This window comes from Streptomyces sp. DSM 42067, from assembly GCF_055792885.1.
Genome location: NZ_CM147706.1, coordinates 5,786,779 through 5,800,954 on the forward strand (window position 1 = coordinate 5,786,779; position 14,176 = coordinate 5,800,954).

At 67.3% G+C, this 14,176-nt stretch carries 15 protein-coding genes and 1 pseudogene; 6 read left to right on the forward strand and 10 right to left on the reverse strand.

Annotated features, from left to right (window positions below; all coding sequences use genetic code 11):
- Positions 1-102 precede the first annotated feature (102 nt).
- The gene (locus tag ACSMXV_RS26470; protein WP_473173725.1) at positions 103-897 is read left to right on the forward strand and encodes a hypothetical protein; all 795 of its coding nucleotides are present in this window, start codon (positions 103-105) and stop codon (positions 895-897) included.
- Between the two features lie 145 nt (positions 898-1,042).
- Here ACSMXV_RS26470 and ACSMXV_RS26475 read toward each other — a convergent pair whose 3' ends face one another.
- Positions 1,043-2,389, reverse strand: a complete 1,347-nt coding sequence (locus ACSMXV_RS26475) for a M14 family metallopeptidase (protein ID WP_473173726.1) — start codon at positions 2,387-2,389, stop codon at positions 1,043-1,045.
- A gap of 209 nt (positions 2,390-2,598) precedes the next feature.
- On the opposite strand from ACSMXV_RS26475, the gene ACSMXV_RS26480 reads away from it, so the two are divergent.
- Positions 2,599-4,008 (forward strand): Nramp family divalent metal transporter, encoded by a 1,410-nt coding sequence (locus ACSMXV_RS26480; RefSeq protein WP_473173727.1) that lies wholly within the window; start codon positions 2,599-2,601, stop codon positions 4,006-4,008.
- Between the two features lie 11 nt (positions 4,009-4,019).
- On the opposite strand, the gene ACSMXV_RS26485 is transcribed toward ACSMXV_RS26480, so the two are convergent.
- The 3 genes and pseudogenes from ACSMXV_RS26485 to ACSMXV_RS26495 form a co-directional block, all read right to left on the reverse strand.
- The gene (locus ACSMXV_RS26485; RefSeq protein WP_473173728.1) at positions 4,020-4,265 is read right to left on the reverse strand and encodes a hypothetical protein; all 246 of its coding nucleotides are present in this window, start codon (positions 4,263-4,265) and stop codon (positions 4,020-4,022) included.
- Positions 4,266-4,595: 330 nt separating this feature from the next.
- The gene (locus tag ACSMXV_RS26490; RefSeq protein WP_473173729.1) at positions 4,596-4,787 is read right to left on the reverse strand and encodes a hypothetical protein; all 192 of its coding nucleotides are present in this window, start codon (positions 4,785-4,787) and stop codon (positions 4,596-4,598) included.
- A gap of 11 nt (positions 4,788-4,798) precedes the next feature.
- Positions 4,799-5,650 (reverse strand): annotated as a pseudogene (locus ACSMXV_RS26495) (helix-turn-helix domain-containing protein).
- Between the two features lie 57 nt (positions 5,651-5,707).
- Here ACSMXV_RS26495 and ACSMXV_RS26500 point away from each other — a divergent pair.
- Together ACSMXV_RS26500 and ACSMXV_RS26505 are read left to right on the forward strand one after the other, a co-directional pair.
- Entirely contained in the window at positions 5,708-6,325 is a 618-nt protein-coding gene (locus ACSMXV_RS26500; RefSeq protein ID WP_473179074.1) for an ATP-binding protein, read from the forward strand.
- Positions 6,326-6,453: 128 nt separating this feature from the next.
- Positions 6,454-7,634 (forward strand): IS3 family transposase gene (locus tag ACSMXV_RS26505; protein ID WP_473173730.1). Its coding sequence is split into 2 segments (ribosomal slippage): positions 6,454-6,738 and positions 6,741-7,634, totalling 1,179 coding nucleotides; the frame shifts between segments, so codons are not numbered across the junction.
- Between the two features lie 251 nt (positions 7,635-7,885).
- Here ACSMXV_RS26505 and ACSMXV_RS26510 read toward each other — a convergent pair.
- Positions 7,886-8,956, reverse strand: a complete 1,071-nt coding sequence (locus ACSMXV_RS26510) for a CU044_5270 family protein (protein WP_473173731.1) — start codon at positions 8,954-8,956, stop codon at positions 7,886-7,888.
- A complete protein-coding gene (locus ACSMXV_RS26515; RefSeq protein WP_473173732.1) occupies positions 8,886-9,491 on the reverse strand; it encodes an RNA polymerase sigma factor in 606 nt (201 codons plus the stop codon). Before ACSMXV_RS26515 ends, ACSMXV_RS26510 begins: the two co-directional genes overlap by 71 nt.
- A 316-nt stretch (positions 9,492-9,807) precedes the next feature.
- Here ACSMXV_RS26515 and ACSMXV_RS26520 point away from each other — a divergent pair, with 316 nt between their 5' ends.
- Positions 9,808-10,107 (forward strand): type II toxin-antitoxin system RelE/ParE family toxin, encoded by a 300-nt coding sequence (locus ACSMXV_RS26520; RefSeq protein WP_473173733.1) that lies wholly within the window; start codon positions 9,808-9,810, stop codon positions 10,105-10,107.
- Positions 10,107-10,415 (forward strand): helix-turn-helix domain-containing protein, encoded by a 309-nt coding sequence (locus ACSMXV_RS26525; RefSeq protein ID WP_473173734.1) that lies wholly within the window; start codon positions 10,107-10,109, stop codon positions 10,413-10,415. Before ACSMXV_RS26520 ends, ACSMXV_RS26525 begins: the two co-directional genes overlap by 1 nt.
- 79 nt (positions 10,416-10,494) lie before the next feature.
- Here the strand turns inward: ACSMXV_RS26525 and ACSMXV_RS26530 are convergent, their stop codons facing one another.
- From ACSMXV_RS26530 to ACSMXV_RS26545, 4 genes are read right to left on the reverse strand one after another with little or no spacing between them, the layout of a single operon-like run.
- Positions 10,495-10,947, reverse strand: a complete 453-nt coding sequence (locus tag ACSMXV_RS26530) for a hypothetical protein (protein WP_473173735.1) — start codon at positions 10,945-10,947, stop codon at positions 10,495-10,497.
- Positions 10,947-11,378, reverse strand: coding sequence for a DUF3592 domain-containing protein (locus tag ACSMXV_RS26535; protein ID WP_473173736.1), 432 nt, complete (start codon positions 11,376-11,378; stop codon positions 10,947-10,949). Before ACSMXV_RS26535 ends, ACSMXV_RS26530 begins: the two co-directional genes overlap by 1 nt.
- 50 nt (positions 11,379-11,428) lie before the next feature.
- Positions 11,429-12,067, reverse strand: a complete 639-nt coding sequence (locus tag ACSMXV_RS26540) for a hypothetical protein (RefSeq protein WP_473173737.1) — start codon at positions 12,065-12,067, stop codon at positions 11,429-11,431.
- Between the two features lie 41 nt (positions 12,068-12,108).
- Positions 12,109-13,881, reverse strand: a complete 1,773-nt coding sequence (locus ACSMXV_RS26545; RefSeq protein ID WP_473173738.1) for a hypothetical protein — start codon at positions 13,879-13,881, stop codon at positions 12,109-12,111.
- Positions 13,882-14,176 lie beyond the last annotated feature (295 nt).

A 14,176-nucleotide genomic window follows, 5' to 3' on the forward strand; every position in this document is an offset into this window, starting at 1 on the left:
TTCCGGCCGTACCGGAACAGCCGGGACTCTTCCCGCCGGGGTAATCGGGGCAATCGGGGGGTCGGGCGCCGCGGACACAGGGTCGTCGTCCATACTGCCGCCGTGGAGCAGCGCAGAGGTCCGAACATTCAGCCCGTGCACGCCGCCGCGACCGACCCGGCGTACGTCCCCGGTATCACGACGCCCCGCCTCGCCGCCGATCCGGAAGAGACGGTGTCATCGGCGGACACCGCGACGGAGACGGAGCCCAGGGAGGCCGTCGCCGAGGGGAACGCCTCCGAGGCGCCCGAAGTTGAGGAGATTGCGGAGGCGCGTGACGCTGGTGGTCGCGAGGCTTCTTCGGGCGCACTCGAAGCCGATGACTCCGGCGACTCGGGCGACTCCAGCGACTCCGATGTCGCCGGCGACCCAGACTCCGGCGACGCCGACTCCGGCGACGGCCCGGTCTTCGAGGCCGCCGACCGCCGCGGTTCGATCACCGCGGACCGCAGCGGCGTACGCCTCCGACTGGACGACCAGGAGTGCGAGTTCCGCTGGGACGAGATCGGCGCGGTCGAGATCGAGACGTCCCGGTTCGGGCGCTGGTTCACGGTCACGGTCCATACGCCGGACCGCCGCTGGTACCCGGCCGACATCGAGGTCAAGGACAAGAGCCGCCTACAGGAGTGGACGGACGAGCTCGACGCGGTTCTGGACGCCTACTTCGAGGACGGCGCCGAGGACGAGGCGGACACCCAGACCGACGCCGAGAGTGCCGAGACGGACGCCGAGACCGACGCCCAGAGCGCCGACAAGCGCGACACGGCCGAAAACAGCGACGAGGCCGAAAACAGCGACAAGGCCGAGAACAGCGACAAGGCCAAGACCAAGGTCAACGCGGGCGACAGGGACGACTGACCGGCCGCCTGGCACCCCTGGCTCGGCCGCTCCGGCCGCTCCCGTGAGGGCCGCGCGGCGGCACCCGCTGTACCGGATGCCCCGCCGACCGGGGCCACCCGCCGTAGCGAGTGGCCCCCTCAGCCGAGTGGCCCCCTCAGCCGGATCAGGCAGCGCAGTACTGCGCCGCCTTCCCGATCGACCGGTACATGCAGTCCGCGTTCTCCACCAGCTGCAGCACCGCGTCCCGGTTGCGCGACGTCTCCCGGTCGATGACCTCGTCGGGCGGGTAGAAGCCGCCGCCGGAGCTGGACGACGGGTACATCTCGAAGGTGTAGCCGAAGATCTTCTGCGATCCCCACAGCCAGTCGTCGATCGAGCCGTCCGTGATGTAGAGGTCGCTGGACTGCTCGGCGGTGTACCCGTTGCTGGCGGCCATCTTCCCGCCGACGGCCGCGAACGCGTCGCGGTCGTCCTGGGTCATGCCGGTGGCGGTGTCCGAGTACGTGTAGCCGTACGGCCAGAGCACCAGCTCGCTGTAGGTGTGGAAGTCGATGCCCGCCGTGATCTGCTGCTTGCCGCCGACCACGCGGCTGCGCACGAAGTCGGCGACGACCTTCACCTCGGGCGCGGACTCGGCCGACGGGCCCCGGTAGGTGTCGGACGACGTGGAGCCCGACGAGCCGCCGCAGCAGCCCCACCGGTAGGCCCAGTTGCGGTTGAGGTCCGTGCCGACGTACGACGAACCGCTGTTGGGCTGGCGGTTCTTGCGCCAGCTGCGGTAGGAGCCGGTGGCGATGTCGTACTCGCCGCCGTCGGGGTTCAGGTCCGGGACGATCCAGATCTCACGGCCGTTGACGGCGTTGGTGATACGCGAGTCGCTGCCGTAGTCCTCGCCGAACTCCTTGAGGAGGTAGAGCGCCATCTCGACGGTGAGGTGCTCGCGTGCGTGCTGGTGGTGCGTGAAGAGGATCTCGGGCTCGGCCTCGTCCGTGGCCACGTTGTCGCTGATCTTGATCGCGACGATGTCGCGGCCCTGGTAGGACTTGCCGATGACGCGCTTGCTCATGATGTTCGGATACTGAGCGATGCGCTGGTCGATCTCCGTGGTCATCTCGGCGTAGTTGTGGTACTTGGAGTCGGCCGAGGGGAAGTCGAGTGGTTCGACGCCCGCTTCGCCGCTGCGGTCCGGGACCGCGCCCAGCGCCTCGAGTTCGTAACCGAGCGCGCGGAGCTTCCCGGCCTCCGCGGCGTCGGCGGAGACCACGACCACATGGCCGTCGGACTCGTCGATCGTGACGCCCGTCTTGGCGAGGGTCGTGCGGGTCACGCGGTTGGAGTGCAGATGGATCTCGTACTGGCGGACGGACTCGTCCTTGCGGACGGCGTCGGCGGTGGCTGCCGCCGTTCTTCCGCCGTCGGGTGAGGCGACGGCGGTGATCGGCGCGGCGAGTGCCGCGGCGAGCAGGGCCGCGAGGATGGCGGACCGCTTGCCGCGTAAGCGAAGTCGCATGAATTCTCCTGGATTTCCGGGTTCTCCGGGGGATTCACCTGGTGTCTCCCGGTGGGGAGCAGGTGTGGAGCGGGGGGTGGCTCTGCGACGTACGTGGTGCGGGTGTGGCGCCCATAGTCCGGGTCATGGCATGACCCGGTCAAGGGCACCTCAAGGGCTCACTGCGCGCCCCCTTGTGCGTTCGTGTTCTTTACGCTTTCTTGATCCGCATGGCGGAGACGACGGACACGACAGGGACAGGGCCGGAAGAACACAGGAACAACAAGAACGGGGCAGGCGCCGGAGCCGACGGCGCGACCTCCCCGCCCCGCAAGTCGAGTTGGAAGTACATCGGCCCGGGCATCGTCGTCGCCGCGACGGGTGTCGGCGCCGGTGACCTCGTCGCGACGCTCGTCGCGGGCAGCAACTTCGGCTACACCCTGCTCTGGGCCGCCGTCGTCGGCTGCCTCGTCAAGATCTCACTCGCCGAGGCGGCCGGCCGCTGGCATCTGTCGACCGGCCGCACCCTCTTCGACGGCTGGCACAGCCTGGGCCGCTGGACGACGGCCTTCTTCGTCGTCTACGTCGTCATCTGGGGTTTCGTCTACGGCGCGGCGGCGATGTCGTCGAGCGCGCTGCCGCTCCAGGCCCTGTTCCCGGACGTCTTCCCGGCCGACTGGTCGATCAAGCCGTGGGCGATCATCTGCGGTCTCGTCGGCCTGGCCTTCGTCTGGTTCAACAAGTACGAGGTCTTCGAGAAGGTCATGACGGTCCTCGTCGGCGTCATGTTCGTCGTGACCGTCTACCTGGCGATCCGCGTCACGCCGAACCTCGGCGACGCCTTCGCGGGCCTGCTGCCCGTAATCCCCGACGAGAAGGACTCGGTGCTCAACACGCTCGGCCTCATCGGCGGCGTCGGCGGCACGATCACGCTTGCCGCGTACGGCTACTGGGTCAACGCCAAGGGCTGGACGAACACGAGCTGGATGAAGGTGATGCGCCTCGACAACCGCGTCGCGTACATCACCACAGGCATCTTCGTCATCGCCATGCTCTTCGTCGGCGCCGAACTGCTGCACGCCTCGCACACGGCGATCTCGAGCGGCGACAAGGGCCTGATCGACCTGACCGCGATCCTGGACGACGAGTACGGCACGGCGACCGCCAAGCTGTTCCTGGTCGGCTTCTTCGCCACGTCGTTCACGTCGCTGATCGGCGTATGGCACGGCGTCAGTCTGATGTTCGCGGACTTCGTGGAGCGGTACCGCAAGGACCGGGTGCGGGCGGCCGGATCGGCGATCCCGGGCACGGAGTCCGCCGTCACCGGCGAGGAGGTGGCCTCGGGCCGCCGCGAGAAGTCCCTCCCCTTCCGCGCCTACCTCCTCTGGCTGACGTTCCCGCCGATCATCCTGCTCTTCCAGGGCCAGCCGTTCCGCCTGGTGATCCTCTACGGCGTCCTGGGCGCGGCCTTCATGCCGTTCCTCGCCCTCACCCTGATCTGGCTCCTCAACTCCTCCCGGACCCCCCGCGAATGGCGCAACGGAATCCTCAGCAACGCGATGCTGACCATCGCCGGCCTGCTGTTCGTCGTCCTGTGCGTGAAGCAGATCTGGGACCAGCCGTGGGCGGAGTTCTTCTGACGGGCCTGGTTCTAGCGGCCGTCCTGCCACTTCTCACTGGTGGCGATCCTCTTCAGCTGGTCCATGGTCAGGGCGGGCGCCTCACGTGTGGCCCCGCCCTGCAGGCCGGCGGCGTTGGAGGCCATGATCACCACACGGTCACCGTTGGGCCGCAGGACGTCGACGGTCCGTACGACGACTCCCGCGCGGCCCTTCTCGTCCGGTGCCTCCTGCGTCAGCACGAGCGTGCCGTCCCGCAGCTCCTCGGCCCCTGCCATATGGCCGCTCAGCGCCTCACCCAACTACAAGCCCGGCCAGCAGGGACCAAAGATCTCCAATGCCGAGGTAGACGGCCTAATGGTGGGATTCTTGTACAGCTGACACCGGCTCCGGGGATCTTGATTCCCTGCCGAAGCCAGCCCATCCCGCGGCCGATCGAGCTCTCCACGACATCCCAGGATTGGAGTGAGATCGTCCCGAGCTAGGGCAAGCACCGCGCCACCCTGACCCCTTGAATCTGCGGCCGCAGTCCAATAGCGCACGCTGGCCGAGACTTTACCGGCCTCGTTGACGAAATGTGTGTGGTGCGCGCCCGCGCTCGGGCGGGATCAGAGAAGGTGGTCCATCTTGCCCGCCTTGATGTCGAGGATGAGAGTACGGAGCGCTTCGCGGGTGTCCGTAAGGTAGTTGTCCTCGGCGCCGGCTATGGCGATGTAGGCGTTGCCTTGGGAGTCGGTGCCGAGGCGGAAGCAACTGGCTCCCTCGCCGCAGAACGGTTCCTCCCACGTGATGTCGTCCATCGGACTGCTCCTCACAAATCGTCGGCGATGCCGCGGATGAAGTCGCGTGACGCCTCTGGCGACAGGGCGATGCCCTCCATCCGATCCAGGTGTGCACGGTACTTGGCCAGTTGCGCTTCACCGCTGAGGAATTCCGGGCCGTGCGAGCTGTCCACCTGGGCGGTGTCCAACTGCGGTACGGGACCTTCGAGGTAGTTGACGGTCTGCCCGGCTCCGGGGAACGTGCCCGCCGAGAACGGGATCACCAGCAACCGGATCTGCGGACGCTCGGAAACGGCGAGCAGATGGTCGAGCTGAGCGCGCGCGACCTTGCGCCCGCCGAACTGCATCCGCAGTGCGGCCTCGTGAACGGTGCCTACGTACTCCGGCGGGTTCTCGCCCTCCAGTACGTGCTGCCGCTCGGCTCGGAACGCGAGGCGCAGGGCGATCTCGTGCTCTGGAAGCGGCGGCAGTACGGCACGGAAGAGTTCGAGGGCGTGATCGCTGGTCTGGAACAGGCCCGGGATGTGTGCGGTGTGGGCCGTACGCATGCGCACCGCGTATGACTCCAGCTGGGCGATGTCCAGGAGGCCGGGGGAGAGGGAACCCCGATAACGCTCCTACCAGCCACGCTCGTTGGGGCGGGCCATGCTCACCAGCGCCTCTACGTACGCCTGGTCCGAGCAGTCGCAGTTGCAGGCGAGGGTGCGCAGCCGTTCTGGGCTGATGGTGCGGATGCCGGTCTCGATGTTGGAGATCTTCGCCGGGTCGAGCCCGAGCAGCGCGGCGGCTTGCTCCGCCGTTATCCCCGCCGCCATCCGCATCTTGCGCAGCTCGGTCCCCAGACGCCTCTGACGCTCCGTGGGACTGGTCCTCGGTGGCATGGCCTTCCTTCCGCGGTGGTCGCCAGCAAACTGCCCTCAATCGCCCCCCCGCCGACCATGTACGGGTTAATTACCTCGGATAGGTGGCAATGTAACCATGAGCGCTCTACGTTAAGTGATGTGTGCGCTACCCATAGCGATTGGAAACGCGTCGCGCAGGCTTGCCCGCACGCTCCTCCCCTGGAAGGGCGGGCCCACGCCAGGGAGGCAAGCCATCGACCGCCCTCCCCTCAATCACCCTCAATCGGCCTGGAGTTCCTGCATGCCCGAAGCGATCTCCACCTGGGAGTGCCACCTCCACCTGACGAACAATTCCCGAGCCCACGCATCGCCCGCCAAACCATCCGCAGAGCTCTCCTCGACTACGGCTGGAGTCCAGAAGTAGTCGACACGACAGAGCTGTCGACGTCAGAGTTGGTCTCAAACGCGGTAAAAAACTCCGACGGCCCGCTAGCCGTCAGACTCCGCTCCCGCGCCGGAGTCCTACGGATCGGAGTGATGGACAACCACCCGGAACTACCGGATCCCCTACCTTGCACGCCAGACCAGAACTTCGGCCGGGGCCTGTTTATGGTCGAGGCCCTGGCGGACACGTGGGGCCGCTGCCTCCTGACCGCCCGCTCCCGAACGACCGGCTGGAAGGTGGTGTGGTTCGAACTGGCCACACACGAATGAGTGCGTGCCGAGTCGTCGTTCTGGTAGGCGTGGCCGCAGTCGTTGGTGGTCTTCGAAGTTGGGGACTGCTGCAGAGTTGGGTGACACCTGACCTGGCTTGCTGAGAGGCGGCCTGGAAGGATGTCGCAGTGCCCAAGCCGTATCCCAAGGAGTTCCGCGAGGACGTCGTGCGAGTCGCGCGCAACCGCGAGCCCGGCGTCACGCTGGAACAGATCGCCGCCGACTTCGGCGTCCACCCGATCACGCTCTCGAAGTGGCTGCGCCGCGCCGACACCGACGAGGGCGCCAGGCCCGCAACGGCATCGGATGAGTCGGCCGAGCTGCGCGAGGCACGCAAACGGATCCGGCTGCTGGAGCAGGAGAACGAGGTGCTCAGGAGGGCGGCGGCGTATCTGTCGCAGGCGAACCTGCCGGCAAAATGATGTACCCGCTCGTCCGCGAGCTGGCCGCTGCCGATGCCCCTTGCCGGGTGCCGGTGGCGGTGACGTGCCGGGTGCTCGGGCTGGCCCGCCAGCCCTACTACCGGTGGCTGGACCGGCCGGTCACCGACGCCGAATTGGCCGAGGCATACCGGGCCAACGCCTTGTTCGACGCGCACCGCGACGATCCCGAGTTCGGCCACCGCTTCCTTCTCGACGAAGCGCGCGTCGCCGGTGAGGCGATGGCCGAGCGGACCGCCTGGCGGATCTGCCGGGACAACGGCTGGTGGAGCGCCTTCGGCAAGCGCAGGGGCCGCGGGAAGAACGCCAAGGCCGGGCCGCCGGTCCACGATGACCTGGTGCGGCGGGACTTCACCGCGGACGGGCCGAACCGGCTGTGGCTCACGGACATCACCGAGCACGCAACCATCGAGGGCAAGCTGTATCTGTGCGCCGTCAAGGACGCTTTCTCGGGCCGTATCGTGGGCTATTCCATCGACGCCAGGATGCAGTCCCGCCTCGCGGTGAGAGCGCTGGAGTCCGCCGTCGTCCGCCGCGGCCCCGTCGCGGGGTGCATCGTGCACTCCGACCGCGGTTCGCAATTCCGGTCCCGCAAGGTCGCCGCCGTACTCAACCGGCATGGCCTGGTCGGTTCGATGGGCCGGGTCGGGGCCGCCGGCGACAACGCCGCGATGGAGAGCTTCTTCGCACTGCTGCAGAAGAACGTCCTCGACCGCCGTACCTGGGCCACCCGCCAGGAGTTGCGGATCGCGATCGTGACCTGGATCGAGCGGACCTACCACCGGCGCCGACGGCAACGACGCCTGGGCCGATTGACCCCCGTCGAGTACGAGACCATCATGACCCCACCCGCAGCTCTTGCTGCATAAACCCGCTGTCACCCGATCATGCAGCAGTCCCTTGGGCGGTACGCAGGGAGCGTGGGCGCTTGTCCAGCGGAGGCGCGGAAATGTGACACTCGGGGCTGAGGTGTCACATACTCCCGTGGGAGAGGCTCCGGCTGGCAGGTTGCGTGGCAAGACGCACGATTCGCGTGGCAGGCGTGATGCTTCTTTACGTCATCCTCCTGAGTAGGAAGTGAGCCGAGGCCGAAGGCCGCCCTCCTTCGGCCCTGGTCACGTCACTCACCTACAAGGTAATTCACATAGAGAACGACAGCGGGCACCTTGACGTTGAGCGCGCCAGCATCGGTCGTCAGCTCCTCGTCGTAGGACAAGAGCTTCCCGTCCATCCGATCGAAAACGAGAGTCTGGATCTTCGGGAGCCCTCCGTACCTGGAGTTGACGGAGAAGGCTGCCCCCGATCGCCCAGCGCGATCCTTCACAGTTCCCCTGTACTCGACCCCGGAAGTCTCTTTGAGTACGCGCAGAATTGCGGCTCGCTGTTTCGGGGAGAACCTGTTGTCAAGGTTCCTTTCGGAGATCGAGTCGAAGAGTGCACCAGGGCCAGAAGTTCCGTATCCCAGTCGCAGCCAGCTCAGCATGCCAGCCGCATCACCCGGAGCTTCCTGGTCCCTGGGATCGGACTTGCCCGAAGGGCCAGACGAGTTGGAATACTCGACCGGATCCTCACCCACTGAACCAGCCTTTTCCCAAGCCGCACGCTGCTCGTCTGTCTGGAACTGAGGCTTCTGGCTCCGGACGGTCCATTTCACTGAACCGTCGGGCTTCTTCCAAGTCTCTCGGCGTTCAGGAATCACGGCAGAGGTGACCTGGACCCCGTTGATACGTGTCGACAGCGACCAGCTTTCCTGGACGAAGTGCTCGGTATCGCCCGATGGCGGTTCCTCCGGAAGCAGCTCAACGTCGTGGGCAATCTCTTCTAGGACCTCAGCCGCAGACTTGTCCGAATGCTGCAACTTCAAGGGGGCCGGTGTCGCCGCGTACGCCGGCTGCGCAGTCGGGCCGAGCAAGTTGACACCCACCGCGGCGACAGCCGCAGCAGTAACGACCCCAGCCACCACGAGAATCCGCCTGCGAGTCCGCGGCCGATGGCTAGCAGATGCGTCAAGTTCTTGTGGACTCGTCAGAATCCTCTCCAGTTCTGCTTGACGCTCCGGTCCCGTCACTAGCTCCGCTTGACCCCGAGCAGGGTCAAGCGAGCGGAAACGCTCATCAATGTCACGCATCGGCACCGCCCCACGTCGTCTGCTGCGCTCCTCGATTGAGTGCGCGTGCTGAAGCCAACTCATGCGCAGACACTTCGGCGACTCGGTGGCGCAACCGCTTGCGCGCCCGGTGCACCCGAACCTGGAAAGTGGAAGTTGAGCATCCAAGAACCTTCGCGGCGTCCTTGGGTGACAGATTTTCCCATAGCGTCAAACGCAACGCTTCCTGGTCGGAGTGGCTGAGCTTGTCGAACGCAGCAGCTAGATCCACCTGCTCTGCAACGACATCGGCGTGATCGCCAAGTTCGTCGTGCGACTGCGCGGCGAGGGACTCCGACAGCTTCATACGGCGCTCCTCAGAGCGGTAGGCGTTAGCCAGCGTTCGCCGAGCCACCCCATAGAGCCACGGCAAGGGGGTCCTCTCAGGAGCATCGCCCAACCTACGCCAGGCAACGAGGAAAACCTCGGATACTACATCCCGAACCTCGCTGGAGCGCGTGCGTCTCCGTACATAGGCATCAACATCGGCGTAGTGCTGCCGGTACAGATCGGTGAAGCGCTGCTCGTCGCTCGTTGTGTCCACATCCCCTCCACCTCGTCTATGTCCGGCCAAGGCCACTTCTTACAGGGGTGTCGGAGGACTCTTGCAGCCGTGCTGTTGCATGAGCGATGGTCCGCTGGGAAGTCGTGCGCCGCCTCGGTGACGTCGTCGGCGCCGGTCTTGGCGTAGGCGGTCAGGGCCTTGAGCTGGTCCTTCGCCCGTTCATCCCTGACCCGATCGGGTGACGTCGGCGAGAGCCGGCCAGACCACATCGGCGTTACCGCTTGGGTGATGCCAGGCCCCAACACGAACGGAGCAGCCATGCCGGAGCCGCCCGACCTCTACACGATCGAGCTCGAACGAGAGGGTACGCGCATGGCTTGCAACGCTCGCGTTGCGCGACTACCGGGCCGTCGAGCGGTTCGCCGACAGGCTCGCCACGGATGGCCCGGCTTTGCCCTTCCCCTTGGCCAGTCACCTGGGCGACGGGCTGCGGGAGCTGCGAATCGGCGCCATCCGTGTCACGTACTGGCTGGCTCCTGGTAGGAGAGCGGTCCTGCTCACCGTCTTTCGCAAGACGAAGATGCGGGAGGCCGATGAAGTCGTGAGGGCTCAGCGGGCGCGGAAGCAGTGCGAAGCCGAGCACCCTCCGGCGGGCGAGCACGACGTCTACAGTAGGGGCGAGGAGGCCTGATGAGCAGCGGATACCACACCAGCTGGAAGGTCCCGCCCGAGCACCGCGAGGATCCCGCCTACCGTGCCGCGGGTCGCCGGATGGACTTCGCCCAGGCGGTCTACGACCGTCGCTCCGCGCTGGGCTGGAGCACGTCCGAGCTGGCTCGCCGGGCCGGTATGTCCGAAGAGGACATCGAGTCGATCGAGGAGAGCGGTGTCGATCCCTCCTTGGAACTGATCGAGCGGTTGGCTGCCGCCCTCGAGTCCGGGGCGCGGATCGATCCGCGCACCACCCCCGAGTTCCGCTTCGAGGGTCATGCTGCTTGAGCGGGCGGTCCTGGCACCCGAGTAGGGTCGCGACGCCTTTCCGGGGGAGAGGGAGCGGTCAGGCGTCATCGGTGTGCGGTCACCCGTCCCTCTGTGTCTGCCAGCGGTCTGCCGTCCAGCCCACCGCGCACCCCGCCAGCAGTACCGCGCTGGACATTCCCAGGTCGAGTGTGTTGAAGCCGGGGCGGTTCCACTGGAGGGTGAGGGTCAGGAGTTGGGCGGCGAGCGGGACGCCCAGGGCCGCTACCACGTGCCGTATCAGTTGTTCGCGCTGGGGCTCCGGGTGGGCGCGGGCCGCCGCCCAGGTGGCTAGGGCCAGGCACAGCAGGTTCGGCAGGTGGACCAGGAATACGGCGGCCCCGAAGGTGCGGGGGCCGCGCGGGCCCACGAACGCGTCGTACACCAGGGACATCTGCACGTACTCGGAGACGGCGAGTACGACGACGCCCACCGCCCACGCGCGTGTGAACGCGAAGACGTTTCCCTTCCGGTCGCTGCGGGACGTGGACGCCGACGCGCCGTAGTACGACATCACTTGCCTCCGATCACCTGGAAGAAGAAGACGGCCGTGAAGCCGAGCGTGGCCATGCCGCAGCCCGCGACCAGCGCAAGACACTGCAGGACGGGCGACCAGCTGCCGCGGCCCGCGATGGTCGCGGTCCGCTCGGGATCGCGCGGGTCGTAGGCCACCGTGACCTCGGTGCCCTCCTTCACCGACCAGCCCGCGAGATCCTCGAACTCGACCTCGCGGCCGTCGGCTGTGCGGAAGGCGAAGAAGTGCCGCGTCGCGTCGGAGCGGTTGTACGGCTCGGTCTCGACACGGACGCACGTCCCCGTGGCCCTCGTGCCCCTCCGCATCATCCGCGCGACGGTCACCAGACGTCCGGCGTACTTCACCGTCAGCCAGCCGAAGAAGAGCATGAGGGCCCCGACGACGACGTATCCGGAACCGGGAATCTCCATGGTCAGTACACCTCCGTCTCGGTGAGGTCCCTCATGGTCGGCACCTCTCTCTAGTGCACCTGGACCGAGTCGATGATCTTGTTCAGGTCGGCGTCGTCCAGCGCACCCTTCTGCGCGTCGATGCGGACCGCGAAGGTCTTCTTCTGCGCGTCGAGACCGGTGAGGATCACGCCCTGGACTCGGGTGCCCTTCGGCGGCGTCCCCTTCTCACCCGTCGAGCTGAACTCGAAGTCCACCCGCTTGGCGTCGTCCGCGCCCGCCAGCTGCAGGTCCTTCTGGCCCTTGAGGGTCGACCCCAGCTGCACACCGGCCTCGGCGGCGATGGCCGCCTCCTCGGCCGAGTCGGCGTTGGTGAAGGCCAGCTGCACGGTGATCGTGGAGACGATCGTGCCGTCCTCGGTACGGACCGCTTCCGCCGCGTTGTGCTCGCTGCGCTCGCCGGCCCCCCGCTCCTCGTACCCGCCGGAGCCCTTGGGATACGAGACGTCCACGCCCTTCGTCTTCAGCGTGCCCCAGCCGCTGGGCACCGAGCCCGCCTCCTGGTCGCCCCCGCCGCAGCCGGTGAGGAGCAGGGCGGCGACGCACACCCCCGAGACGAGGCCTGCGAAGGTCCTGCCCCTGCTGCGGCTGTCCGCGTCATTCCGGCCGTTCACGGCGTTGCTGCGGTTTCCGCTTTTCGTGATGTTCATCCGCGATCGCTCCCTGGCCTGCCGTGGTCCCTGGTCCCTGATCACTGCGCACAGTAGCTGTAGGGCACGTACGACCGGCGTCCGTCCCGCGGGGCCCCGAGGAACTGCGCGTCGTTGAGCATCTCCTCCTTCTTCTCTGTGCTCACCGAGAAGCCGAGGCTCAGCCCGAGGTTCAGCTCGAAGCCGTACTCCGCCGCCTCCGTCTGACCCGTGTACACCGTCTTGCTGGACTTGCCCTTGTCGAAGAGCAGCTGGCCGAACGGGTCGTCGCTGCCCGGCCGCGACGTCGGCGCATGGTCGTCGAACATGTACGTGAAGGGGGCCGCGTTGTCGCCGTAGCCGTCGAGCCACTTCTCCGCGACCGCGCGGTCGGCGTCGCCCTCGGGGCCCGGTTCGAAGGTGACGGAGTTGGTGACGACCTCGATGCCGGTCTCGTTGTCGGTGCCCTTGGCGCCGGCGCTGCCGCCCCGCTTGTCGTCGCCGCTCTCGCCGTTGTCGCCGCCGACCTTCACACCGTCCTTGGTGGAGCCCTTCTCGACGGTGCGCGTCATGTCGATACGGATCAGCTTGCCGGTCTTCTTGTCGTGGGTGACGGTGATGGTGCCGGTCTGCGTGGTCTGCGCGGAGGCCTCACCGCTGAGGGGTCCGGCCTCGTACCCGACCTTGGTGCCGTACTCGATGGCCGCGGAGTACGTGTAGGACTTGGTGTTCTTGTACGTGTTGTCCGTCCACGTGACCTCCGGCGAGAACTTGAAGTTGCCGCCGAGCGTGGCGCTGAGCTTCTGCTCGTCGCCGGGCGACAGCTTCATACCGCCCGCCGCCGACGCCTCGAGACCGACCTTGCCGTAGGAGATCTGCCGGTCGCCGCCCAGGCCCTTCTCGACCCGCTCGCGCGTCTCCTCCTCGTCCTTGAGCGGCCCGGTCCCGAAGAGATAGAGGATGCTGTCGCCGACGCTTGCCTCGGCGCCGCCGGGCGAGGTGCGCCGCATCTCGTACATCTTCAGCTTCTCGATGTCGTCCCGGAACCTCTGGGCCTCCTCCTCGCTCTCGAACACCCAGGTGTCGCCGTTGGTCACCTTGATGCCCGCGCCGAGTTCGACCTTGTCCGAACCGAACCTGCCGACCTTGGCCCCCGGTTTCCAGTCCTTCTTCGCGGCGATGGACGCGGCGTCGGTGAACGTCACGTACACCAGCTGGTCCTTGTCGTCGACCCTGCCGTCCTTGTTGATGTCGGTGTTGGCCTGGAACCGCTGCTCCTGGAAGCCGTACTCCTGGCCCCACTCGATGAACAGCACCTTCGCCTTGGCGCCGGCCTTGTCGGTGATCGAGGAGATCTGGCAGAGGGGAGGCTCGAAGTCGGCGTCGGTGAGGGGCTTGCCGGTGTCCGGGTTGATCGCGTCGCAGTTGCTGCCGCCCGTGACCCGGCAGATCTGCGCGGCGAGCTCCCGGTAGAGCGTCTGCCCGATGCCGGTGGCGGACACCCCGAGGACGAGGGCCACGACGACCACGACCATGCCGAGGTACTCGGTGGCAGTCGCCCCGCCGTCATCGCCCCGGAACCTGGTGGCGGTCGCCCCGCGGTCGTCGCCCCGGAACCTGGTGGCGGTCGCCCCGCGGTCGTCGCCCCGGAACCTGGTGGCGGTCGCCCGGGGGTCATCGCCCCGGAACCTGGTGGCGGTCGCCCCGCGGTCGTCGCCGAGGACTTTGGCGGCGGTCCCGCCGAGGTCACCGCGTCTGTGCGGCCGCCGGTGCGGCCTGTCATCCGCCGGGCACGGCCTTTCGTACGCCGCCCGTGCGCCGCCCCCGTGAACCATGCCGAGGCCTCTCCCTGTCCGTGACACCTGTGTGGCCCGCGCGGTCGGGCCGGCGGTCGGGCAGCGAGCGTAGGTGGCCGGAACACGTCGGCACCTGGGCCCGAGGGCCCAAATCCGGGCCCTAAACACCTTCGTCCGACTTGCCCGTGTCTGACGGAAGTTGGCGCACAATCGCCCGCCATGGTCCACCTCACAACCTGAGAAGGACTGCTTTCTAAGCGTGTTGGGCGTGGATAAAGTGCTGAGGTAGCTGCGCGGTGCTGTCAACGGACCATGGCTGCCGGGTCTGGCGACG